25 protein-coding genes and 1 tRNA gene are annotated in these 23,546 nt (G+C 51.1%); 14 read left to right on the plus strand and 12 right to left on the minus strand.

All coding sequences use genetic code 11. From position 1 onward, the window contains the following. The first annotated feature begins 45 nt into the window (after positions 1-45). The 6 genes from AAC636_RS12190 to AAC636_RS12215 all read left to right on the plus strand — a co-directional run bounded on the left by AAC636_RS12190 (position 46) and on the right by AAC636_RS12215 (position 5,681). A complete protein-coding gene (locus AAC636_RS12190) occupies positions 46-966 on the plus strand; it encodes an MBL fold metallo-hydrolase (RefSeq protein WP_340301700.1) in 921 nt (306 codons plus the stop codon). A 48-nt stretch (positions 967-1,014) separates the two neighbouring features. After that, a complete protein-coding gene (locus AAC636_RS12195) occupies positions 1,015-1,575 on the plus strand; it encodes a LysE/ArgO family amino acid transporter (RefSeq protein ID WP_340301701.1) in 561 nt (186 codons plus the stop codon). Between the two features lie 69 nt (positions 1,576-1,644). Further along, on the plus strand, positions 1,645-2,523 hold the full coding sequence (locus AAC636_RS12200; RefSeq protein WP_340301702.1) for a BadF/BadG/BcrA/BcrD ATPase family protein: 879 nt from the start codon (positions 1,645-1,647) through the stop codon (positions 2,521-2,523). Then, positions 2,520-3,656 carry an N-acetylglucosamine-6-phosphate deacetylase gene (nagA, locus tag AAC636_RS12205; protein ID WP_340301703.1) on the plus strand — a complete coding sequence of 379 codons (1,137 nt, stop codon included), beginning with the start codon at positions 2,520-2,522 and terminating at the stop codon, positions 3,654-3,656. Before AAC636_RS12200 ends, nagA begins: the two co-directional genes overlap by 4 nt. A 150-nt stretch (positions 3,657-3,806) precedes the next feature. Next, positions 3,807-4,802, plus strand: coding sequence for an inositol 2-dehydrogenase (gene iolG, locus AAC636_RS12210; protein ID WP_340301704.1), 996 nt, complete (start codon positions 3,807-3,809; stop codon positions 4,800-4,802). A 231-nt stretch (positions 4,803-5,033) separates the two neighbouring features. Continuing rightward, positions 5,034-5,681, plus strand: coding sequence for an RraA family protein (locus tag AAC636_RS12215; RefSeq protein WP_340260314.1), 648 nt, complete (start codon positions 5,034-5,036; stop codon positions 5,679-5,681). 79 nt (positions 5,682-5,760) lie between these two features. Here AAC636_RS12215 and AAC636_RS12220 read toward each other — a convergent pair whose 3' ends face one another. Further along, entirely contained in the window at positions 5,761-6,672 is a 912-nt protein-coding gene (locus AAC636_RS12220) for a dihydrodipicolinate synthase family protein (RefSeq protein ID WP_340299124.1), read from the minus strand. Between the two features lie 315 nt (positions 6,673-6,987). Here AAC636_RS12220 and AAC636_RS12225 point away from each other — a divergent pair, with 315 nt between their 5' ends. Then, a complete protein-coding gene (locus tag AAC636_RS12225) occupies positions 6,988-7,314 on the plus strand; it encodes a GYD domain-containing protein (protein WP_340301705.1) in 327 nt (108 codons plus the stop codon). Between the two features lie 50 nt (positions 7,315-7,364). Here AAC636_RS12225 and AAC636_RS12230 read toward each other — a convergent pair whose 3' ends face one another. Next, entirely contained in the window at positions 7,365-7,571 is a 207-nt protein-coding gene (locus tag AAC636_RS12230) for a hypothetical protein (RefSeq protein ID WP_340260312.1), read from the minus strand. An 859-nt stretch (positions 7,572-8,430) separates the two neighbouring features. After that, positions 8,431-9,237, minus strand: coding sequence for a 5-deoxy-glucuronate isomerase (gene iolB, locus AAC636_RS12235; protein ID WP_340260309.1), 807 nt, complete (start codon positions 9,235-9,237; stop codon positions 8,431-8,433). On the opposite strand from iolB, the gene AAC636_RS12240 reads away from it, so the two are divergent. From AAC636_RS12240 to hxlB, 3 genes are all read left to right on the plus strand, one after another. After that, positions 9,236-9,760, plus strand: coding sequence for a substrate-binding domain-containing protein (locus tag AAC636_RS12240; RefSeq protein ID WP_340301706.1), 525 nt, complete (start codon positions 9,236-9,238; stop codon positions 9,758-9,760). The genes iolB and AAC636_RS12240 overlap by 2 nt on opposite strands. A gap of 11 nt (positions 9,761-9,771) precedes the next feature. After that, positions 9,772-10,779 carry a sterol desaturase family protein gene (locus AAC636_RS12245; RefSeq protein ID WP_340301707.1) on the plus strand — a complete coding sequence of 336 codons (1,008 nt, stop codon included), beginning with the start codon at positions 9,772-9,774 and terminating at the stop codon, positions 10,777-10,779. 244 nt (positions 10,780-11,023) lie between these two features. Further along, a complete protein-coding gene (hxlB, locus tag AAC636_RS12250; protein WP_340301708.1) occupies positions 11,024-11,581 on the plus strand; it encodes a 6-phospho-3-hexuloisomerase in 558 nt (185 codons plus the stop codon). Between the two features lie 197 nt (positions 11,582-11,778). Here hxlB and AAC636_RS12255 read toward each other — a convergent pair whose 3' ends face one another. From AAC636_RS12255 to AAC636_RS12280, 6 genes are all read right to left on the minus strand, one after another. Beyond that, the gene (locus AAC636_RS12255; protein WP_340301709.1) at positions 11,779-12,855 is read right to left on the minus strand and encodes an ABC transporter ATP-binding protein; all 1,077 of its coding nucleotides are present in this window, start codon (positions 12,853-12,855) and stop codon (positions 11,779-11,781) included. Next, on the minus strand, positions 12,855-13,907 hold the full coding sequence (locus AAC636_RS12260; protein WP_340301710.1) for an ABC transporter ATP-binding protein: 1,053 nt from the start codon (positions 13,905-13,907) through the stop codon (positions 12,855-12,857). The genes AAC636_RS12255 and AAC636_RS12260 overlap by 1 nt, the downstream gene beginning before the upstream one ends. A 4-nt stretch (positions 13,908-13,911) precedes the next feature. After that, positions 13,912-14,757, minus strand: coding sequence for a carbohydrate ABC transporter permease (locus tag AAC636_RS12265; protein WP_340301711.1), 846 nt, complete (start codon positions 14,755-14,757; stop codon positions 13,912-13,914). Between the two features lies 1 nt (position 14,758). Continuing rightward, positions 14,759-15,625 carry a carbohydrate ABC transporter permease gene (locus AAC636_RS12270; RefSeq protein ID WP_340301712.1) on the minus strand — a complete coding sequence of 289 codons (867 nt, stop codon included), beginning with the start codon at positions 15,623-15,625 and terminating at the stop codon, positions 14,759-14,761. Positions 15,626-15,687: 62 nt separating this feature from the next. After that, entirely contained in the window at positions 15,688-17,226 is a 1,539-nt protein-coding gene (locus tag AAC636_RS12275) for an ABC transporter substrate-binding protein (protein WP_340261703.1), read from the minus strand. Between the two features lie 28 nt (positions 17,227-17,254). Next, entirely contained in the window at positions 17,255-18,307 is a 1,053-nt protein-coding gene (locus tag AAC636_RS12280) for an NAD(P)-dependent alcohol dehydrogenase (protein WP_340261705.1), read from the minus strand. A gap of 198 nt (positions 18,308-18,505) precedes the next feature. Here AAC636_RS12280 and AAC636_RS12285 point away from each other — a divergent pair, with 198 nt between their 5' ends. After that, a complete protein-coding gene (locus AAC636_RS12285; RefSeq protein ID WP_340301713.1) occupies positions 18,506-20,338 on the plus strand; it encodes a sigma-54-dependent Fis family transcriptional regulator in 1,833 nt (610 codons plus the stop codon). 418 nt (positions 20,339-20,756) lie between these two features. Here the strand turns inward: AAC636_RS12285 and AAC636_RS12290 are convergent. Together AAC636_RS12290 and AAC636_RS12295 are read right to left on the minus strand one after the other, a co-directional pair. Then, positions 20,757-20,832: transfer RNA gene (locus AAC636_RS12290), tRNA-Thr, on the minus strand. A gap of 137 nt (positions 20,833-20,969) precedes the next feature. After that, positions 20,970-21,257, minus strand: a complete 288-nt coding sequence (locus AAC636_RS12295; RefSeq protein WP_340260305.1) for a DUF2312 domain-containing protein — start codon at positions 21,255-21,257, stop codon at positions 20,970-20,972. Positions 21,258-21,417: 160 nt separating this feature from the next. Here AAC636_RS12295 and AAC636_RS12300 point away from each other — a divergent pair, with 160 nt between their 5' ends. Further along, entirely contained in the window at positions 21,418-21,633 is a 216-nt protein-coding gene (locus AAC636_RS12300; RefSeq protein WP_317655122.1) for a hypothetical protein, read from the plus strand. A gap of 10 nt (positions 21,634-21,643) precedes the next feature. On the opposite strand, the gene AAC636_RS12305 is transcribed toward AAC636_RS12300, so the two are convergent. Beyond that, entirely contained in the window at positions 21,644-21,991 is a 348-nt protein-coding gene (locus tag AAC636_RS12305) for a TraR/DksA family transcriptional regulator (RefSeq protein WP_340301714.1), read from the minus strand. Positions 21,992-22,146: 155 nt separating this feature from the next. Here AAC636_RS12305 and AAC636_RS12310 point away from each other — a divergent pair, with 155 nt between their 5' ends. Both AAC636_RS12310 and AAC636_RS12315 read left to right on the plus strand, forming a co-directional pair. Next, a complete protein-coding gene (locus AAC636_RS12310) occupies positions 22,147-22,584 on the plus strand; it encodes a TIGR01244 family sulfur transferase (protein ID WP_340301715.1) in 438 nt (145 codons plus the stop codon). An 18-nt stretch (positions 22,585-22,602) separates the two neighbouring features. Next, the gene (locus AAC636_RS12315) at positions 22,603-23,544 is read left to right on the plus strand and encodes a lysophospholipid acyltransferase family protein (protein ID WP_340301716.1); all 942 of its coding nucleotides are present in this window, start codon (positions 22,603-22,605) and stop codon (positions 23,542-23,544) included. Positions 23,545-23,546 lie beyond the last annotated feature (2 nt).

The following is a 23,546-nucleotide window of genomic DNA, read 5'->3' on the forward strand; positions in this document are numbered from 1 at the left end:
TGTTTTGCTTGGCTATCCTTCTCCCGAAATTTGGGAGGAATGACCATGCAAATCACCAGACGCAATTTGATCTTATCAAGTGCTGCAGCCACCCTGTCAGGCCTTGCCCTGCCGCGCAAACTATGGGCGCAGACCACGCTAAATATGGGTGATTTTGAGGTGATGACCCTCTCAGATGGCAGCCTCACCTTGCCCGCAGATTTCATCTTTGGCCCGATGGATGACGCGGCCCTTGCCCCCATTTTGGCCGAGGCGGGCGTAGATCGAAACACGCCGCTGACGCCACCTTGTAATGTCACGCTTTTGCGCAAAGGCGATGCAACAATCCTGATCGACACAGGCGCAGGCTTTGCTTTTCAAGACACTGCGGGGCAGTTACTTGATGCGCTGAATGCGGCAGACATTGCAGCAGATGACATCACCCATGTCCTTTTTAGCCATGGCCATCCCGACCATCTTTGGGGCGTGCTCGATGATTTTGACGAGGCAACATTCTTCAATGCCGAGCATATGATGGGCGAAATCGAATATGACTATTGGATGGATCCCAGCACCGTTAATTCTATTGGCGAAGCCCGTGCTACCTTTGCCGCAGGGGCTTCGCGCCGTCTCGGCATGTTAGGCGACCAGATCACGCGGATCAGTGATGGGGTCGAAATTGTTTCTGGCCTTCGCGCCAAACTAACGCCAGGCCATAGCCCTGGTCACATGGCCTTTGAAATTGCCTCAGGATCGCAACAGCTCATGATCATTGGCGATGTTGTTACCAATGATCATGTCGGCTTCGTGAAGCCTGGGTGGGCTTCGGGATCAGATCAAGATGAGGTAGTCGGGGCTGTGACCCGCGCCAGTCTCATGGATCAATGCGCTACTGACGACATAACGATAGTCGGCTATCACTTGCCCAATGGGGGGATTGGCCGCATCACCCGCGCAAATGAAGGGTATAGGTTTGAAGGGATTTAGATCATCACAGCCTTCATAACTGGATTTTTTACAAGCCTTTCGCTGATTTTGGCCATTGGTGCACAAAATGCTTTTGTACTGCGCACGGGGCTATTGGCGCGACATGTGTTTTGGGTCTGCCTGAGCTGTGCGCTGTCCGACGCGATTTTGATAAGTCTTGGGGTGGCCGGGTTTGAGCGGGCGACCGCAGCGCTGCCTTGGATTGCGCCTGCGCTAACCTATGGCGGCGCGCTCTTTCTCTTCAGCTATGGCGCGCTGCGATTTCGAGCCGCATTTGCAGGCGCGGATGCAATCAACCTCAGCGACGTAACCCCGCCGACACGTCTTTGGGCAAGTCTGACCGCCTGTTTAGCCATCACATGGCTCAACCCGCATGTTTATCTCGACACAATGGTTCTTTTGGGTGCTGTTTCCGCCCAATTCACTGAGCAGAAACCCATTTTTGCAGCAGGAGCCATTCTGGCCTCTTTTTGCTTTTTCTTCAGTCTTGGCTACGGCGCACGGCTAGCGCGGCCCATTTTTCAGTCAGCCAAAGCTTGGCGTATCCTGGAGGCAGTCATTGGCGGCATCATGTGGGCCATAGCGACAGGGCTACTTATTTCAGCATAGTCGACCAAACTGACGTAGAAGCAGGAATAAGCTTTCTTGAGTTGCAAATCCTATGCTATCGCAGACACTATGAAAAATGTCCCTGGTGCGAATGTTCTGGCCATTGATGGTGGCGGCACGCATTGCCGCATCGCCTATGGCAGCTGTGAAAATCACAGCTTGGTAGATATGGGCGCGGCCAATGTGTCGAGTGATTTTGAGGGCGCATTGAACACGATCCTTGGCGGGGTTGAGACGCTTTGTGCCAAATTGCAAATGCCCGTTGCGGATCTTATCGCCTGCCCCTGTTATATCGGGGTTGCAGGGGTGAGTGGGCCAGAGATGGCCGCGCGCCTGCGCAAGGCGCTGCCCTTTTCTCATGTCCAAGTGACCGATGACCGCCCCCCTGCCCTGCGCGGCGCTCTTGGGGCAAAAGATGGCGCGATTGCCCATTGTGGCACAGGATCATTTTGGGGGGTTCAACTGGGCGGCACGCAAAAATTCGCAGGCGGTTGGGGCTATGTTTTGGGGGATGAGGCCTCGGGCCATTGGTTGGGGCGCGCGGCCCTCAGCGCCACACTAGAAACCGTGGACGGGCGGCGGCGCACCACTGATTTTTCGCAATCCCTGCTCGCCCAATATGATGGAGCGGCAGGGATTGTGCGCTTTGCCACCCATGCCCGCCCTGATGAGATCGCGGCACTTGCGCCCTTGGTGTGCAGCGCCGCCGCCCAAGATGACCCTCTCGCCCTCGCCCTGATGCAGGCAGGGGCGCAAGAAATCACGCAAAGCCTAACGGACTTGGGATGGCATGAGGGGCTAGATCTTTGCCTCACAGGGGGGCTTGGGGGCCAGTATCGCCCCTATTTGCCACCTGCCTTACAGGCCCGCATCACCGCGCCTGCGGCCGCACCCATTATAGGTGCCCTCGCCCTTGCCTCGGATTTTGCGCGCGAGGGGGTTGCATGAGCGCGCGACACCACCTGATCCGCAACGCCCGCTATTTTGATGGCGCCACCCTGACGAGCCCCGCCACAGCGCAGTTTGACGGCGATGATTTTGCAGGGGCGTTTGGCACGGATTACCACCTGCAAGGGGCCGCAGAGATTGATCTGGGCGGCGATATTTTATTTGCGGGCTATGTCGATTTGCAGGTCAATGGCGGGGATGGGATCTTGTTTAATTCTGCCCCTCACTGTGACGGCTTGCGGCGCATGGCCAAGACGCATCGCCGCTTGGGCACCACTGCCTTCTTGCCGACCCTCATCACCGATACCCCCGAAGTCACCCGTGCGGCCATCGCCGCCACCCAAGATGCGGTCGCGGCACAGGTCGATGGGATTGCGGGCTTGCACCTTGAGGGGCCGCATCTGTCACTGGCGCGCAAAGGGGCGCATCCGGGCGGCCTGATACGCCCGATGACGGAGCAGGATCTGGCAGTCTATCTTGCCGCGGCGGCATCCCTGCCCTGTTTGAAACTGACGATAGCCCCTGAAAACGTCACAGAAGACCAAGTGGCCCGATTGGCGCGCGCAGGCGTCATTTTATCCTTGGGCCACACGGATGCAGATTACGATACCTGCCTGCGCTATTTTAAGGCGGGGGTGCGGGCCACAACGCATTTGTTCAATGCCATGAGCCAGCTCAACAGCCGTGCGCCTGGCTTGGTCGGGGCGACCTTGGGCACGGGCAGCGTCAGCGCAGGCGTGATCGCGGATGGGTTGCATGTGCATCCACAATCCTTACGCGCGGCATGGGACGCAAAAAAGGGGCCATGTGGGCTATTCCTTGTCACCGATGCAATGGCGGTGGCAGGCAGCGACATTACTGAATTTGACTTATGCGGGCGGCAAATCACCCGAAAAGACGGGATTTTGACCTTGGCCGATGGCACGCTTGCAGGCGCGGATTTAGACTTAACCCGAGCGGTGAAGGTGATGGTTGAAGATGTCGGCATCTCCCTTGTCGATGCCTTGTGCGCCGCAACGTCGACACCTGCCGCGCTGATCGGCCTCAGCTATAGACAGGTGCCCTTGCAACGTATGATGCGCCTCTCGACTGACACGTGGACGCTCACCCCTTTGGAAAATGACCTGACATGAAACGCTTCTCCATCAATTCCATCATTGCAGACACCGATGAGATGACCCGTCACTTCGGCGCTTGACGCGGGCGCAAGCATTCTCACATTTGGCGCTAACAGTTGAGAGACACATCACCACGGGTTTTGGCCCGAAGAAAAGGTATAGAGCATGTTGAAAGTTGGACTTCTCGGCGCAGGCCGCATCGCGGGCGTTCATGCCACGGCCATCACCTCACACCCCCAAAGCGAATTGACCGCTGTATCGGATTTCTATCCTGAGGCAGCTGAAAAATTGGCGGCGCAATATGGCGCCGTGGCGCGCAGCACGGATGAGATCATCGCAGATCCCGAGATTGAAGCGGTACTGATTGCAACCTCGACCGATACCCATTCCGATTTGATGGAGGCCGCCACCCGCGCCGGCAAGGCCGTACTGTGCGAAAAGCCCGTTGACCTGAGCCTTGAGCGCGCGCGCGCCTGCCAAAATGTCGTCGATGCCACGGGCCGCCCTGTGATGATCGGGTTCAACCGCCGCTTTGACACCAATTTTGGCGCGCTCAAACAAGCGCTCACGGCAGGCGAGATTGGCAAGGCGGAATTGCTGTCGATCACCTCTTTTGACCCCGCTCCACCGCCTGTCGCATATATCAAAGTTTCTGGCGGGATTTTCCGCGATATGATGATCCATGATTTTGACATGGCGAATTTCATCATGGGCTCTGCCCCTGTTTCGATCAGTGCCACGGCCTCCTCAATCGTGGATTCGGACATCGGCGCGGCAGGTGATTTTGACACAGCGATTGTGACCTTGCGCTATGCAGGTGGCGAATTGGCCGTCATCAAAAACTCGCGCCGCGCGGTTTATGGCTATGATCAGCGTGTGGAACTCCTTGGATCAAAAGGCCTTTTGCAAGCGCAAAATATGCTCGAAAATACCGTTGTTAAATCGGGAATACATGGCGTAACGGGGGCTAAGCCCACCTATTTCTTCCTTGAACGCTATATGCAGGCCTATAAGGCTGAATGGTCGGCCTTTGTTGCGGCGATCACCGAAGGAGCCGCCCTGCCCGTCACCTTGGCCGATGGGGTTTTGGCCCTTGCAATGGCCGAGGCGGCAACAAAGTCCGCGAAAACGGGTCAACCCGTTCTCCTTGCCGATATCTAAGCAAGGGAAACGCATATGAGCAGTTACGGTCTTCGTGAGCAATGCAACATTCAGGGTCGTAGTATGATATCCATTTCTCCCCCCTTGCCGATCAAAGCTGCAACATAACGTACATCGCCCAATCTAGGGGCGCCAAACCGCGCAATCTCTTTTACCCTGTTAGCTGTATTGACATGATTGAGGTTTATCGCGTGTGTTGGGAACGGAATATCGTGATAAAGGAAACGACGCATGCATGACTTAACAACACGTTTGGAGCGACTGTACTCAAGCGCAGTTTACGATGCTTTGCGTGCGCTAGGGCACGACAATTGTGTTTTGCCCCATGGTATCAGCGCCCTGATACCTGGGCAGAAACTAGCCGGCGAAATTTTCACAATCGATGGGCATTATGAAGTAGGTCAGGATCCTCATTCAACACTGCTGAGTTGGTCGACTGTTCTATCAAAAGCACCGTCTGGGAAGGTCCTAATCTGCCAACCTAACACTTACGAAGTTGCATTAATGGGAGAGCTGTCTTCTGAGGTGCTTAAGAACAAAGGTGTTAAGGGATACATCGTAGATGGGGCCACAAGAGACGTGTCATTTATACTCGAAAATAAGTTTCCGACTTTTTGTCGCTTCAACACGCCAAAGGACATCGTCGGAAGGTGGGTGGCAAAAACTATGGGCGAACCCATTGAGATCGGTGGTGTCTCAATAAATTCGGGAGATTACGTAATCGCTGATCTTGACGGAGTAGTTATTATCCCCCGCATGATTGCTGAAGATGTCGTCAAAGCAACAGAAGAGAAAGCAAGTACAGAAACAGAAATGCGGGCCGCTCTAATGAGCGGGATGGACCCTGTCGACGCTTATAAAAAATACGGCGTTTTTTAGGTCACCCACTGACGGTAATGCCGATCTCTATTTTTAATAGCATAAAGCCTTCGCAGCTGGGCAAACCACTTGGATATATTCAACGTCCCCATCGCAATACTACTGGATCTAACGGCTTTAATAAATCTATCAATCGAGATTTAATCTTTGGGTGAAGTTGAGGGATTGGATGACGACAAAAATCCGATTTGATGACACCACCTTCTACCATCGCAACTTTACATGCTTGCCAGCCACATTGGCGATTTTCATGATTTATTGCCATTGCAATGCGTTCATAACAGTCTGTAGCTGATTTAATTTCTCCGGCTAGATGCTTAACAATTACGGGCTTGATTTGGTCCACGATCATACCACTCGTCATAGAACCAGTCGCACCAGCATCAAGGTCCGCTAACAACGTAATACCCTCTTCTCCGTCGAAGGGGGCCTCTATTGCGTCGCCACCATGCTCAATCAAACTTCGAATTTTGTTTGCTGCTCTTGGGCATTCAATTTTGAAAAGCTTAACTGCCTCTATTTCTTTTGCCATTTTAACCAAGAGCGGGACAGAGAGTTCAACGCCAGACAAAGGCGCATCTTGCACCATAATATCGATACCCACTTTGCCCACAGCCGCAAATTGCTCAAAGCTTTGCTCAGGAGTGCCTTTTAACAGTGCCCCGTGATATGGCGGCATCATCATGACCACATCTGCTCCCAGGTCCTTCGCAAACTGAGCTCTCTGGACAGCTATCTGAGTTGCATAATGACTAATCGTCACTATCACGGGCACACGTCCAGCGACGTGCTCGACACTAAGTCGAGCTAACTCCTCGCGCTCTGCGTCAGAGATCAGAAATTGCTCTGAAAAATTGGCAAGAATACAAATGCCATCGGCGCCTTGATCAATCAAACAGTCTAAAACACGCTTCATACCATGAAGATCTAAGCTCCCATCTTCGTTGAAAGGTGTGGGAGCAACGGGCCAAATGCCGGAGTAAATACTCAATTTTTTACCTCAAAAAAAATCCATGCAAAACGTCATTGATACAACGACAATCAGCGCACTGGGTCAGGTTCACGTCAAGCCAAAATAACGATTTTCCACCTACCAGTGGCAACGCAACCAGTTGAATATATCAAGGCATTAAAGTCAAAAACCATGATTGTCGGGAAAATTTCTAGTTTCAGACCCAAACAATACTTCAATTAGTGAGTACAAGCCGACCTGGTGTAAGCCAAGGACAACATCCTCGTCTTACTTATTTTTTGTTATTTTGAAATTTTTATGCAATTCTGAAATTGCAACGTAGGAGATAGGAAAATGAGAGTTTTGTATATTGGAATGTACAGCGAAGAGGGGCTCGAAGGTTTAGAGAAAAGCAACTTCGCAAACCGCAAAGACGCCGCAGCATCAATCGCAAAAGCAGCGGGAGGAGAGCTCCTTGATTTGATGTATCTGCAAGGCGATTACGATATGGCAGCTCTTATGGAATTACCAAGCCTTGAAGCTGCAAGTGGATTATTAAAAGCAGTGACCGACTCCGGGGCTTGGGAAGATATGGTAATGTTGCCTGAATTTGACCTAGATAAAGGTCTGGCCGCAATTAAAGCAGTAAAATCAAGTTATAAAACTCCAGGAAAGGAGTAGCCTACGCAAACACTGTGTGCTCGCTAGAAAATTCTAGTTTTAGGTACTAGCTATTTTTTTGCACTGTAAAAAAACCAGCTAAACAAGCAGGCTGCTGTCGGCAAAATGATTAACGCTGCCACTTGCCATGCGTTTGCATCAGATATTTTCACATCGTCCAGAACAAAAGCGGTCGAAAATACAAACGTTAAGAGCCAAATGATGACGTAGCGCACGCTTGTTAACAGGATTTTGATGGTGGGTTCATAGCGGTTCAATACACGGCCACTCCTCAGCAAGCGACGCGGCTAGCATGCCGACGGGAAAGCTACGAAGACTTGGATTGTCGTTAGCGTAATTCCACATTGTTTGTCTGTAGGCGGTAAGTGAAGTGTTTCCGCCTGATAGGTTTGCCTTTAAATGATTGGGAGTATCGTTGCGATCCAGCTGACAGTTTAAATCCATCAAACTGGACAAACCTACAATCACACCCATGCAAAGACCAAACTGTATATAATCATTGTCATCAACAAAGTCCGTTACTCGAGTGGGCTGACAGACTTCAAAAAACTGCTGTACAGTTAACGGTACAACCGCTTCCGCCCTCACCGGTGAAGTCAGTGCGGTGGCTGCTAACACGCCTATTACACTGTATTTTATTATGACCTTATGCATTGAAGCGTTGTATCAAGCGACGAAAGGTCACGAAAGCCAGTGCTCATGACCCTTGTTTGCAAAGACAAAAACTGACGGTCTAAAAGAAAACTTTTAATGGTATTGCTCCCATACCTTGGGCCTTGAACATCAGCCCATCCGATGAACCGATTATTCCAAATTAAAATAGTTGTGCTCCAATCACCTTCAGAGCTGGTGTCAGAGACTATTTGATTCTCCAAATCCAACTGAAACGTGGCCAGTTCCCCATCAGGCCATTTACATTCTATTGAGGCGACCTCTGCCCCTAAAGGGGAAGCGAGCGCTGCGGCGATCAGTACGGCTGCCAAGAAGTGTTGCATTCGAGAAAAGCAATCATCCTAACTAAAATGTGTCAAGGCATAGAAGCACTCGACCCCAATAATCAGGAGATATGCACGGCAACTAATATGAAGTCGTGCGCGCCTGGGGCGCTAGGTGCTCTTATGCGTCCCGATCCATGATCCACTCGACCTCTGGTGCGGGAACAAAGCGCCATTTCCGCAATGGTCCAGCCATAACATTGAGGTAGTACAACTCGAAGCCATAGGGCGCGCCGCAGGGGTGGTGCCCGCGCGGGACAAGGACAACATCGCCATCGTTTACCGCCATCGTTTCATCCAGGCATCCGTCATCTGTGTAAACGCGTTGGATCCCAAAACCTGAGGCCGGGTTAAGCCGGTGATAGTACGTCTCTTCTAGATACGTGATGCGCGGAAAATCATCTTCATCGTGGCGGTGGCTGGGATAGGATGACCAATGCCCTGCAGGCGTAAACACCTCCGTCACCAACAAGCTATCACAGAAGTCTTCGTTCTCCATTGCGATATTGTTAATATAGCGAGTGTTGGTGCCCTTGCCGCGTTCAGTCAAAGTTATGCCGTCCGGGCCAATGCGGCGCGCCTTATGACCACCATGCCCAGGCGCGGTACAGACCGCGATTACACAGTCAGTCTCGGCTTTGGCCTCCCAATCAGTGCCATTCGGTAAATAGAGACAATGCGGCGGGGTTTTCTCAAAAACGTTCATCCGCTCCCCCAGTACACCCCAATCCTGTCCCATACCATGGATCCTGGCTTTACCTTCAACCATTACAAGAATTACCTCTCGATCATCGGTTGCCTCGGCAGCAGTATCTCCTGCGTTGAGCCGGTAAAGTGAGAAGCCAACGTAACGCCAACCCGCACTTTCCGGCGTAATCTGGTGAACTTTTCCACGGTTGCCGAAGGGTTTTTTCAAAAGGTTAGTCATGGTGTTGTTCCTTTTCGACCTAGTCCATTCGTTGAGACTTCTTGTTCTCAACATAACTCGCGTAGGCGGCATTCTTCTTGGCAATTTCCGCTACCGAAACCAGGAAATGAATGAGAGTGGGTTTCGTTCCTATTTTCGCGAACATAATTCGGAATTCACACTTTTGGAACCACTTGCTACCTACGAGTCCGCGGCCGCCGCTCGCGAACTCACTGAAAATCTTCTCAAAGAACACCCCGACTTGTGTGGGCTATTCGTATCGGGCGGTGGCATCACAGGTGCCTTGTCGGCCCTTCGCAGCTCGCAAAAGCGGGATGACTTCGTCGCGGTCGGCTATGAGCTTTTTGACGAAACCCGATCTGCACTCATCGATGGCACATTGACTATGGTTATTTCGCACCCGATGGAAACATTTGCACGCGAGACCATCACGACACTGATCAAGGCCAAGAAAGCCGGAGCAGACGCTGGTGCTCAGCGCGTCGCGCTTGGCTTTGAAATCCATACCTCTGAGAACGTGTAAGGTCAGGATTTATGGATGATTTGAAGTACGGAACCCGGGACAAGCGCGGAAGCTGGAGACCAAATGCGCCACTAATTGTAGGGCCGCTGCTCGATAAGCCGTGGAGCCTTGTGCGCGTCCTGAAGTGGATACCTAGCTACCTCCTGCCCTGGAATTCCCTCTTTTTTGCGTTGGCTACTATTTTATGGGTCTGGCTCACACCGAGCCGCGAAACTCTGCAATCCTTCGAAGTGGGTTGGATTAGTTTTCTCTTGCTTCGGAACGCAGCGATGATCCTAGTACTTTTTGGTATTCTCGAGCTCCGTCTCTACGTCAAACGTAGACAGGGCAATCACTACAAATACAACGCGAGATTCCCAGCGGACCACCCATCTGATGTTTTCTGGTTTCGCAGCCAAAGCATCGATAATGCGCTCCGAACGTTCCTGAGTGGCGTTCCTATTTGGACGGCCTATGAAGTAATTCTGCTCTGGAGCTGGGCCAATAACATCGGGCTTTGGTCGGCATGGAGCAGTAATCCGATCTGGCTTGCCGCCTTCGCACTCCTCCTGCCGCTTCTACATGAGGCGCATTTCTACTGCGTCCATCGGCTGATCCACCTGCCATTTTTATACAAATCAGTGCACTCGGTCCATCACAACTCGATCAACCCATCGCCTTGGTCTTCACTGTCAATGCACCCAGTTGAGCATCTTCTGTATTGGTCTGGAACGCTCATCCATTTGATAGCGCCATCTCACCCCCTGTTAGTTCTATATCACCTCCAAATCAGTGGAACGGGGGCGGTGATAGGTCATATAGGGTTCGACAAGATCCAGATTGGCGACAACTCGGCAGTGGATACGCATGCTTATGCGCATTATCTGCACCACAAATATTTCGAGGTGAACTACGCCGACGGCGCCTTGCCATTGGACAAGTGGATGGGTACCTGGCACGATGGTTCGCCAGATGCAGATAGGCTTATGAAAGAGCGGTTAAGAAAGAGAAATTCTACAAGAAATGGCGTGTCCCCGTGAGGTGGCGGTGTAAATAAAAATGCTGTTTGAGAGTCAGTAAATGACCGCTCTAAAAAAGCTAGAACTCTCATCAATGATCGTGCAAGCCATAGACGATAGCGCCACACCATGAAGCACATTACCCTGGCCACAACTATCGTAGTAACTACTTTTGTAGGGCATGTTGTGGCGAGACTAAGGATCAGGGTCTCTGTAAAATGCATTAGATGTAGTTAATTCTTATAATGCTAGTAGAGTGACGAGTATGATAAATTCGAAGCTTAAATCTGTCATCAACGAACTCTCTGAACTTTTTGAAAAATTTGACCCTTCGGAAGTTGAGAAAATTTCTAACAGAATTATCGACGCAAACCATATCAGCGTCTATGGAGCTGGGCGGGAAAGACTGCAGATCATGGGATTTGCTATGAGACTGCACCACCTAGGTTTAAGCGTTTCAGTGGTAGGAGACATGACTACGCCACCGCTGGGTAGAGGCGACTTATTATTGATGAGTTGTGGCCCAGGACAACTGTCAACGGTGACTGCTTTAGCCCGTAGAGCAAAAAAATCAGGGGCAAAAGTAATTATGATTACTGCACAACCAACCGGAGAAAGCATTGAACTGGCAGACAATACGATCCTGTTGCCAGCGCAAACGATGGCGGATGACAGAGGTAACAAGAAGCAATCTTTATTGCCTATGGGTTCAATTTTTGAAGGGGGGCTTTTTATATTTTTCGAGGTAGTAATTCTGCATCTAAAGGGTGCACTTCAAATTTCAGATGAACAAATGAGATTAAACCACACTAATCTGGAATAGAGTTTAACGTTAAGAATAATTCATGTTTATTCGCCCTGCGTTACGCCACGAAATTTGAACTAATGGAGTTTTGTTTTTCGCTGGTAGCTCACTCTTACGCTGACAAAACGGGAGCGACGCGCACGCGGGCGGGAGCAAACACGCAGCCACACGCGCGTGTGGGGCGCACGGTCCGATATAGGGTGTCCCAACAATTACTAGCGAACTAATAAACCCTCTTTAAAAATCATTAGATCTTTTTCTGCTGCCGTCACTTCAACAGAGTCCCCGCACAATAGGTCTCGGTTTAACCGCGACTTAACTTTGAAAAGTTCTCCATTTCTCCCGCGCATTGAAAACACTTGCTCAATACCCAGATCGTCAATCCCAGTGACCTGGGCTTGGGGATCCTCTTCCGAAGACTTTTGGACTTTCAAATGCTCGGGCCGCACGCCGACTTTTATCGTTTCTAGGGATCCACCTGCGTCAGCAGGCAGCAATTGGTCAAGGACGGGTACATATAAGCATTCATTTCTAAATTGTACGGAGAAAAGATTGAGGGGTGGCGAGCCAATAAAATAACCCACAAACTCATTATTTGGCCGTGCAAATAGTTGCTCTGGGGAGCCACTTTGTTGAACGCAGCCATCTTTCATTACCACCACTTCGTCCGCGAAAGACATTGCCTCGCTTTGGTCGTGGGTAACCAAAATCATAGTGATGCCGGTGGCGCGATTTATTTCTCGCAATTTGCGGCGAAGCGTGAACTTCATCTGTGGATCAATAACAGTTAGTGGCTCATCGAGTAAAACAGCACTAACGTCATCACGAACCAAACCGCGCCCCAGCGAAATGAGTTGTTTTTGGTCTGCGCTGAGCTTCCGTGCAGGATAGTCAAGGATCTCCGTTAAATCCAAAAGTGCAGCAATGTATTCTACTCTATCTTTGATTTGTTCTTTCGGCCAATTTCGACATTCTAATGGAAAGGCTAAGTTGCCTCCTACAGACTTTGTCGTGTAAATTACTGGGAATTGAAAAACCTGTGCGATGTTACGCTCAGAAGTTGTGGCATCAGTAACATCTTTGCCATCAAACAAAAGTTGACCATCAGATGGCTTCAATAGCCCTGAAATGATGTTGAGCATTGTTGTTTTACCGCAGCCAGATGGCCCCAATAGCGCATAAGTCTTGCCCTGTTCCCAAACCAAATCAACAGGCTTGAGAGCGTAATCCGCCTCGGATTTGGGATTTGCTTTGTAGGAATGGCCTAGGCCCTTTAAAGTGATCTCAGCCATCATGACCTCCGAACGGTTATGTTTTGGCCCTGTTGCGAGAAAACCAACAGCGATTTTGTGTCAAGTGAAACACCGAAACAGTCGTCTGGCTCATAGTTTTGGATGCCTTCAACCAGCATCACGGCTTCACCAAAAGGTAGAGCCAAGTGGACAATCGTATCCGATCCGGAAAACTCGGCGAGTGTGACGCGCGCGCGAATAGTTCCCCCAGGTGCGAGAGAAACAGGCCTTATACCAACAAAAACTTTCCCATCACTGGGCAGCTCAAGTGAACTATCAACAACTTCAAATCCCCCTGACATGAACAGACGCCCTCCTTCCACGCGTGCATCGCAGATGGAAATTGGTGGCTCGCTTATTACGCGAGCTGCATCTATGTTCGGCGGGTTTTGGAAAAGATCGGCCGGATCTCCTTGCGCAATAATCCTTCCCTCGTGCATGATAACGAGCTGATCGCCCAATTGCATCGCTTCACCAGGTTCAGTCGTGGCGTAAATGATGATGCCATCAGCATTATTTTCCAAAAGACGCGGAAATTCTTCTCGCAGCTGTTCGCGCAATTTATAATCAAGGTTTGCCAGAGGTTCGTCCATCAACAGTATACGCGACTGTTTGACAATGGCGCGCGCGAGAGCAACGCGTTGCTGCTGCCCACCTGACAATTCAGATGGCATCCTCTCCTCAAAGTCCGAAAGGCCAACTAGGCGCAAAGCAGTCCGCGCTCGGGTTTCTGCCTCAGCCGTTTCAAGCTTCATACGAAGCAACGGAAACGTAACATTTTTAAGAACGTTAAGATGCGGATAATTAATGAACTGTTGATAGACCATCGCCATTTGGCGAGATCTTATGGGCGTACGAGCCAAATCAGCTCCGTCCAGCTCAATGTGCCCTCCAGAGATGGCATCCAGGCCAATAAGCGAGCGCAACAATTCAGTCTTTCCTGCGCCTGTACGACCCAAGACAGTATAAATTCTTCCAGCTTCAAATGAGGCGTTTAAAGCCTTTAATGGGAGCTTATGGTGATGAGTGGATAGGTTATTTACTTTCAGCATGATCTTACCTGAATGCTCCGGCTAGTGATCCGCGCGACATAAAGCGTTCAACGGCTACCGCTATGAGTGCCAGAGGTGTCACTGAGATTAACGCAAAAGCTGATAGCGACCACCACGGCGTCACTGACGAATTGAGCGAAACGATTGCCACTGGCAGAAGCTGCGTTTCCGTGAAGGTCAGCGTGAAGGCAAAGAAAAAGTCATTCCAACCGAAAATCAGGCAAAACATTCCCGCCACTACCAAGCCCGCAATTGAATTTGGTAGCACTACCCGGAAAAAAGCGCCTACTGGTGTACAGCCATCAATCATTGCCATCTCATCCAGTTCACGAGGGATTGACCCAAAAAAGTCAATCATTACCCATACGGCTATCGGGAGTAGTAAAGCTACGTAGACTATGACCAAACCAGCCACGGTATCGAGTGCATTGATTTCTCGCAGCATCAAAAAAAACGGGATCGCCAAGACGATGGGCGGCATAATTCTCTGCGAAATGAAGAAAAACGTGATGTCACTATTCTTTACGAAACCCGCACGAAATTGATAACGGCTAAGTCCGTAGGCGGCCAAAGTCCCTAGTGATAGGCTTATGATGCTGGCTATTAAAGTTACCGTAGCAGAGTTGATAAACGGCCCCACGATATTGATGCCTTGGCTTCCGGTTGCGAAGAGTGTCCGCCAACCAATGGTAGAGGGCTCAAATTCGAGCCACGGAATATAACGTGCTCCGCTGGTCACAGCGTTAGCATCCTTAAAGGAAGTTGAGAGTGCCCAAAGAAAAGGGAATACAACGAAGGCGGACCATGCGAGCAGGCAGAGATATTTGATTAACTGATAGCTACGGCTCATCTCATGCATCCTTTCCGACAAGAAAGCGCATCAAAAGCTTGGCGATGATCGTGAGTGTAATGATCATCAAAACAAGGTAGGTCAGAGACAAAGCGGCTGAATACCCAACCTGAAAATCTCTCAGCCCTCTGATGTAGATATAATAGGAAGGGGTCTCAGTGGCGGTGCCGGGCCCACCGGAAGTCAGCACGTAGACCGTGTCCATAATCTTTGAGGCCTCAATAAGTCGAATAATTACCGCGCCAATAGAAATTGGTGCCATTAGGGGGAAGGTCACTTGCCAAAATGTCCGGATCGGCCCAGCCCCATCAATCGACGCTGCGAGATACGGTTCTCGGGGTAGAGAGACGAGCCCAGCGAACAGCAACAAGAACATAAATGGCGTCCACTGCCAGATTTCCACAACCATCACGCTCACAAACGCACCCGCTGCGCTAGATAGCCATGGAACAGGCCCCATCCCTAAAGATACAAGTATGTCATTTATTGGGCCGAGGCTTTCATGAAACATTGTCCGCCAAATTACGGACATAACGACCGGCGTGGTCATCATTGGAACGAGAAATAAAACTCGAAATATTCGGCCACCAGCCATTTGTTTCCAGACGGCTAGCGCCAGAGCAAACCCTATCACGTATTGCAACGTTACAGTGACAGCACTCATGGTACAAAGTCGCACTAAACTTTCCCAAAATCGTGCGTCCGCAAACACACGCAAGTAATTTCGTCCGCCAATATAGTCGAGGCCTGCCTGGTAGACGTCCCAACTTGAAAAGCTGACACGCACGGTGAAAATCAGTGGAAAAATAATAATTGCGACAAGCGTTAATAACGCAGGTAGGAGAAAAAAATGTTTGGGCTTAAGCATGTAGATTACCTTAGGTAAATGGGAGGTCAGACCGCTGACCTCCCACCAAATTTCAATTTACCTCAACCTTCATTGTCTTCGAGACGCACGACGTTCGCATATGCTTCACGCAGTCTGTCGACACCGATACGCTCTACGATCTCCGACCATTCAACAGCAACTTCGTCGAGAGCTTCCTGTGGCGTCTTCTGACCTGCTAGCGCGGCGGCCACCCCGTTAGCCATTGAAGACATAAACTGCCCAACGCCAGGAACCCTTAGGTCATACACTCGGTTTTGGCTTTCTTCCATTTCAGACAGAGTGGTTACGTAGCTATCTGCCACAGAAGCATCCCAGCCAAGTCCCTGCCAGAAGCCGCTGTCAAAATGACTGCTGCGGTAGGGGTTGACTCCGAAACGGCCAATTTGAAGATCATGGAATGTATTGGACTCGTTGGCAAAGAAGCAGAGGTAATCGAACGCCATCTCTTGCTCATCGGAGAGTGCCGATACCGCGGAGGACCAACCCCACGTCATATACGGTGCGCGACTTGGCTCTTCAAAAGTATCCCACTGACCAGAGATACGATTCCAGACTTCAGTCGCGCCAGGAAGCGGGGCCGCGCCGACCATGTTTCTTATACGGCTGTCTTCCTGTTGGGCTTGAATAAACGCGTCATCCCACGAATAGCTCATCAAAGTCTGGCCACCACCAAACGAGAAGATCTCATCCCCGAGCCCAAAATTTGTTCCTCCTGGAGGGAACGCTTGCTGGGCCTCAACGAATAGCTCCAGACCTCGCACAAAACCAGGAGTGTTGATCAACGGCTCCATAGTCTCGAGATCGAAGAAAAAACCACCAGTAACTTCTGGATGCTTCGCATATGGAGCTGCTCGGCTAATAAAAGCAGAGAACATCAAGTCATCACGTTTGGCTACTTCAGCTGAGCCATAATTGATCTCACCATCGCCATCCCAATCAAAGCCGGAGAAGAAGGAAGCAACTTGATTGTACTCCTCCCAAGTCGCTGGAATGGTCAGTTCGCGGCCAGTTTCTGCAAGGAAACGCGCACGAAGCTCGTCATTTTCAAACACATCGGTACGATACTTCAGGTAGTGACGGTCTCCGTCCATCGGGTATTGGATCATCTGACCATTCCAAGTAGCCACACCGAGGAAGCTATCTGTTACGTCTGACATGCCTGTTGAGTTCAGATAAGTGTCTGGAACCGGCTCAAGAAATTGATTGAAGTCGCCGATCCAAAGAGACCCATAAAAAAGGACGTCATAGGCATTCTGACCGCTTTGGAACGGGATCATGATCCTCTGAAACAGATCGCCGAATGGTACGTGGACCACATTGACTTCAGCACCGGTCAATTCGGCAAATTGTTCCGCGTGCAGTGCGGTCGGCTCTCCAATAACGGGGATCGCATGCGTAATAATATTTAAAGTGCGGCCCGAATAGTCTTTGGCATCGATCGCGGCATAATTACAAGTGCCTGGCAAATCGGCATCGATGCCAAAAGATGTGTAATCTTGTGCCATTGCCTGAGGGGCAGCCACGAAGCTTGCCATTCCCAGTGCTAGAGCAGAAAAAGAACAACTCAGCTGTCTTTTCATTGGTATTCCTCCCTATGTATTGGTTTGTTCACGGAACTAGGACTGCCCGTCCGCTAATTTTCCCGTGATGCAGATCCTGCAGCGCAAGATTGGCGTCAGAAAGTTTGTACTCACGGGTTTCGAGATTGACCAAACCACGGTTGGCAAGTTCCATAAGTTCAGTCAGTTCGGCCCAAGTGCCGACCAAATTACCGATGATATTCTTTTCAGTAATCACTAGGTCGACGGTCGGAACTTGTACGTCTTCTCCATAGCCGATGACGTAGTAGCTGCCCGCATTACGGGTCATTTGGATACCTTTTGCGGTGGTTCCTTTTTCGCCTACAAAGTCCAAGACTGCCTCGGCACCCCGGCCCTTCGTGAGGGATAAAACGGCTTCCACTTCGCCACCATCCGCGCGGACTAGGTGATCGGCCCCACACTCCTCAGCGAGCTGCAAAGACGCACTGGATGTATCGACTACAATTATTTCTGCCGCACACATTGCACGTAGGACCTGGATCGCTATGTGCCCGAGACCACCTGCACCGATAATCACACAATACTCGCCCGGCAAAAGGTGCCGCGTCGCTTTCTTGGCCGCTCGATATGCCGTTAAGCCCGCGTCGGAATAGGGCGCCACATCCTTAGGCGCTAAAGACTTTGGCAGTGTCACAACGTTACGAGCTGATGTGACTAGCGCCTCCGCATAACCGCCATGACTATCCAAACCGGGAAATGTGCCATCCCCATGCATATCCTGACCACGGCGACATGCTAAACAGGTTCCATTAGATATCTTGGGATGAACAATGACAGGGTCACCCTTCTTTAGACCCTCCACCTCGGGCCCAATATCTTCAATCCATCCGGCATTTTCATGACCCAAAATGAGGGGCAACAAGCCATTGCCTGTCGGGTCCATGTGGGGCCTCCAGACCCCCTCAATGACATGCAAATCAGTTCGGCAGACGCCCGCACCACCAATACGCACGATGACATCTGAGCCCTTGGCTATTACCGGGTCATCCACATTGTCATAGCTCAACCATGATGACGCCGTCAGATCGTCGTCATATTTGTGTAGCACCTGCGCCTTCATGTCTGTCCTCCCAAACGCATATCGATTTAGCTGTCACTAGGATGGCGCACTTGGAGCGATTTATGTGTCTGCTTCGTGTTCAGAAATTGTTTCCCAACTCGTGTTAGGTGTTCAAAAAATGCGCAATACAGTTGAAATTTAAGTAAACAAAGTTCTTACTGCTTTGGACCGGACCGCCGTCATTGGGAGGTGAGGGCCTTGCAGTCATTATTCATGAGAGCGCGTGCGTCTTTAGAAAATAAAGGCGCTTTTGCTGCTGGTGCAGTTCCAGAAATGATTGCCGACAGCTGGCATCGATGTTTGAGACATGGACTGGACCCGTTAGGCGAACCGACTGACGCAGTACTCTCCTACGGTAAGTTGAGAGAGCGTCTCGAAAAACATGAGCGGCTACTATCGATTGTACGGCCAGAATTAGAGCTCCTTAGCAAACAAATTGCAGGCACTAATTATCTTACTGCCTTCGCTGATCGCGAGGGCATTGTTCTCGACGTTATAATGGACAATGAATTTAAGGAGAGTGACTGCTCTCGCAGTATCAACTTGGGATCAATTTGGAGCGAAGAAATGCGCGGTACGAACGCGCTCGGCCTAGCTCTTCATGCGGGCAAAACAGCGATGGTCACTGGGGGAGAACACTTTTTTTCGAAACACGGTGGAGTTTCTTGTGTCTCAACTCCGATCTTCGACAGCAAAGGTGAGATCGTTGGCCTTCTAGATGCTTCTTCAGAAGTGGCAGCACGCCAGTTCCATACCCAAGCACTTGTTAGCCTCGCCGCCCTCAATATTGAAAATCGTTTATTTGTTGATGAGCATCGAAAAGATATAATCTTACAGTTCCATCCACGCGAAGAGTATCTCAGCACTCAGAGCGTGGGTATGATTAGTATCGATCAACATGGCAACTTGACTGGGATAAATCGTCGAGCAGCCGACATTTTGAATGGCATTGAGACGCATGGCAAAAAATCGTTTGAACAAGTTTTCCAAAATAGGTTCAGCACAGCTCTAAAGCCTTTAATGCAGGGAGATGTCATTCGCCTCGTTGACTGGTTGAACTCTTCCTATTTTGCCCGCCTACGCATCACACGCCCTCATCCGCGCGGGACTATTTCAAGACAGTCCGTGTCCTTAAGCGTACCCGCAGTTTTTAGCCTAAAAGCTTCGACGGGGCGTCTAGTAGTCAGAGATGAGCAAGTTGCAGATTGCTTCAGGCTTGCGTTACGCTCGGCCAAAGTCGGCGCACCATTGGCTGTTATTGGGGATGCTGGAACTGGCAAAACAACTTTTGCTCAAACTGTTCACACCGAGATCAACCCAGCAAAACCACTAATAGTTTTGGACTGCTCAATGATAAAGTTTGAGTCAGACGGTGAGGGCTTAATAGCAGAAGTATTAGGCGCGACTGAAAAAACTAATTTCAATATTAATTCAGGCGGTACTCTAGTCCTTGAGAATTTAGCTAAAATTGATACGGCCGCAGCAGAAAAACTTGCCCATGTCGTCAATCGCTTGCTCCAATCCAAAACTAAATCCAACTGGCTGATAATCTCGACTGGTACAGCGAAGTTTGTCTGCGATAAGGATTGGTTACCTACCGTTAAGATGTCACTTTCAGGCCTCTCACAGGTAAGTCTACAATTACCAAATCTTTTGGAACGGACTGACTTTAGTCAGATAGCACAAGCTATGTTGGACAAAATGTCTGAAGATTATCGATTGTCTACTGGAGCGATCGAGGCGTTGAAAAGAATGCCCTATGACCAAAATTTGAACGATCTCGATAACCGCCTAAAAATATTAATGGTACAGTGCCCAGGCGGCATCATCCGCGAGGAGCAAGTACTCCGCCACTTGGTTCAGTCGCAAAATAAAGAAACAGCATGCCCAAAATGCATTGGCAACACTGCACGCGAGGCCAAGTGCAATGAAATCAACCGGGTTTTTCGCCAATGCAACTCTAACGTCGCCTTGGCATCACGAAAGTTAGGTGTGTCCAGAAATACGGTCTATTCTCACGTGACTACCTAATGCGTTTAGAAACACATTTTTCACCATTAGTAATTTCTTTGTCACTAAGATCGCGATGATACAGAGGCCATAGCAATCAGAAATGGTTTTGTGCTTGATTTGCAGGTTATATTCAGGCGGCCGATATGCAAGGCTCGAGGCAGGCTCAGCCATCGCGTCTATTGAACGTGCATCCTACTGCTGACCAACAGGATTGGATGCCAAGTGCTATCTAACGAAAAAGCCATTCAATGAATCTACCAACCTATGACCGAGGCCCGCGGTCCGAGGCGCACGGTCTGATATCAGGGGGTCTCCGCCCCCTGCCCTAGCTTATCAATGCCCCGAATTGAGCCAAGTAACCCCTAAGCTTTTGGCACCCATATGGCACCCCAATAAGAGGGATTTTCTAAGTAAATCATGTAAGTGATTGATTTAATGGTGCCCCCACACGGACTCGAACCGCGGACCCTCTGATTACAAATCAGATGCTCTACCAGCTGAGCTATAGGGGCACTGCGTGGCCAGATAGGACTTTACGGCGGCAGACGCAAGAGGCTGGATTGAAAAATTTTCGATGAAACGCGCGCATTCTCTAGCGACTTTAGGATGCTTGAATTACGCAAATCAGCGGGACACGTATCATTGCGCTTCAACGCATACCCAGCGCCTCTTTATACATTTCAAGCACGGCTTCTTCCTCGGCGATGTCGTCAGGTTCGCGCTTGCGCAATGTGATCAGCTTACGGATGACTTTGGTGTCATAACCGCGTCCTTTGGCCTCGGCCATTACCTCTTTTTGTTGATCGGCAATGTCCTTTTTCTCAGCCTCGAGACGCTCAAACCGCTCGATAAAGGCACGCAGCTCATCTGCGGTGACCCGATAAGTCGCATCCGAGGAAGAGGGGCCAGCGGGGCTTTGGGCAATTTGGTCATCCATGCAACATGTCTCCTTCGGGCGGATCAGCAAAATTCTACGGCCCATGACCTAGCGCCCGTCATTGGCTTTCGCAAGCGCGTTTGGCGCAAAAGGATTGCGCGAAGGCCGCAATCGCGTTAGCCCGCAGGCGGTGAATTCTAAGCCCAAGGGAATATGCGCGATGGAATGGCTTGTTTGGATCGGGACGGGGCTGACACTGATCGGTCTTGGCTTTTTGGCCTATTGCATTTTCGCGGCCATGGCCGCCAAACGCGCGGGCCTGCCCGAGGCTGAGTTGCGCGCAAAATTGCAACGGATCGTGGTGATCAATATGGGCGCGCTTTTGCTCTCAGCGCTCGGGCTGATGTCCGTGGTGGTTGGAATTTTCCTCGCGTGAAACGCGCGGCTCAGTGGGCTGCCTGTGCGGCACAATCACGGCAAAACGGCGTAAAGGGCAGAACCTCTAGCCTGTCTTCGGCTATTGGTAAATCGCAAGAGGTGCATATCCCATATTGCCCCGCATCTATGCGCGCGATTGCCGCGTTTATCATCGCAATCTCATGCTGTGCTTCAAGGCCAAGCGCCTCCAGGGCCTCGTCATCTTCGCGCTCTTTGGCGGCTTCGGGCCAATCGCGCGAATGGGGGGCGTCAAGCGCATCCTCCACAGTGTGGATGCGCTGATCCAATTGCGCCAAACGTGTCTGTAATTGATCACGCTTTGCGGCAATCGCAGTTTTACTCAGATGGCCACGCATAACCCTATCCTTTCCTAAATCTTGACTGTTCACCCCCGAACAGTGCCGCGAGGCAGGCAGCCCCGCTTTGATTTGTGTCAACTTCTGCAATTGCCCTTGGCCCCAACCCTGCCTAGATTGGGCGAGACAGCCGCCCAACCAAAGGATGCCCCGAAATGGAACTGCGCCAAATCACCGATAAAATCTTTGTCTCGCCGCAAGTCACGCCCAAGGATTTGGCCGCCCTCAAAGCAGAAGGGTTTACAGCCTTGATCTGCAACCGCCCCGATGCCGAGAACCCCGAACCCCTCCAAGCAGCGGCATTTGAGACCGCAGCCGAAGCGGCGGGCTTGGAATTTGTATATAACCCAATGGGGTCTGCGGGGTTAAGCATGGACATGATTGACGAACAGGCAGATGCGATTGAGGGCAGCAGCGGCAAGATTTTGGCCTATTGTGCCTCTGGCACGCGTTCGGCGGTTTTGTCGGCCTTTGCCCTTGCAGGCACCATGGCGCGGGATGAAATTTTGGACGCGATTGCCACTGCGGGCTATCCGATGCCACATCTTGCCCCGCAGATTGACCATGTAGCATCCGCCCGCGCAGATGGCTGAGGGAAAGATACAGCCGCCATGGCCGCCTATGACCTAGATCGCCGCACCCCTGTTGATTGGGTCGTAAACGCCCTGTTCCAAGCGGTTCTGGCGGCGGCACGCGCCCTGCCCTATGCGCAGCGTGTGGCCTTGATCGGATGGCTGACGCGGCGCGTGTTGGGGCCGCTTGCGGGGTTTCGCCGCCGCGCGATGGGGCATCTGGCCTATATCTGGCCTGATCTGCCCGAGAAACGGCGCGCGGATATTGCCAATGCCAGTTTAGATAATCTGGGCCGTTCGGTAATCGAGCAATATTCCGCACCCGAACTGATTGCTCGCGCAAGGCACTGGCAGCCTCATGGCACGGGATGGCAGGCGGCCGAGGCCGCGCGACAGGCGGGGCGCCCGATCCTGTTTGTCTCAGGCCATTTCGGCAATTACCAAGCCTTTCGCAGCGCCATGAACCAACGCGGCTATCACATGGGCGGGCTCTATCGCCCAATGAACAATGGCTATGTGAATGCCCATTACGAAGATACGATGCGCGCATTCGGCGGCCCCGCCTTTCCCCGCGGGCGGCGGGGCGTGGCGCAATTCCTGCGCCATATCAAGGGGGGTGGGCAATGCGCCATCTTGTTGGATCAATATTTTGCAGACGGGGTGCGCATTGATTTCTTAGGCAAACCTGCACCAACGGCCCTGACGGGGGCGGAAATGGCGTTGCGCCATAACGCGCTGGTTGTGCCAATTTTTGCACGCCGCTGTGAAAATGGCTTGGATTTCGACATTCTGGTCGATGCGCCCATCCCGCATGGCACAGCCGAGGCCATGACGCAGGCCATTTCAGATGCAATATCGCGGCGCATCCGCGAAACACCCGAACAATGGCTGTGGGTGCATCGCCGCTGGAAGCCGGAACGCCAATTGCGTTATTTTGATCTAGATGCCGAAGAGGAAGAAGCGCTGCGCCGCGATTTATAGCG

This window comes from Roseobacter sp. HKCCD5988, assembly GCF_037830355.1.
Lineage (GTDB): Bacteria > Pseudomonadota > Alphaproteobacteria > Rhodobacterales > Rhodobacteraceae > M30B80.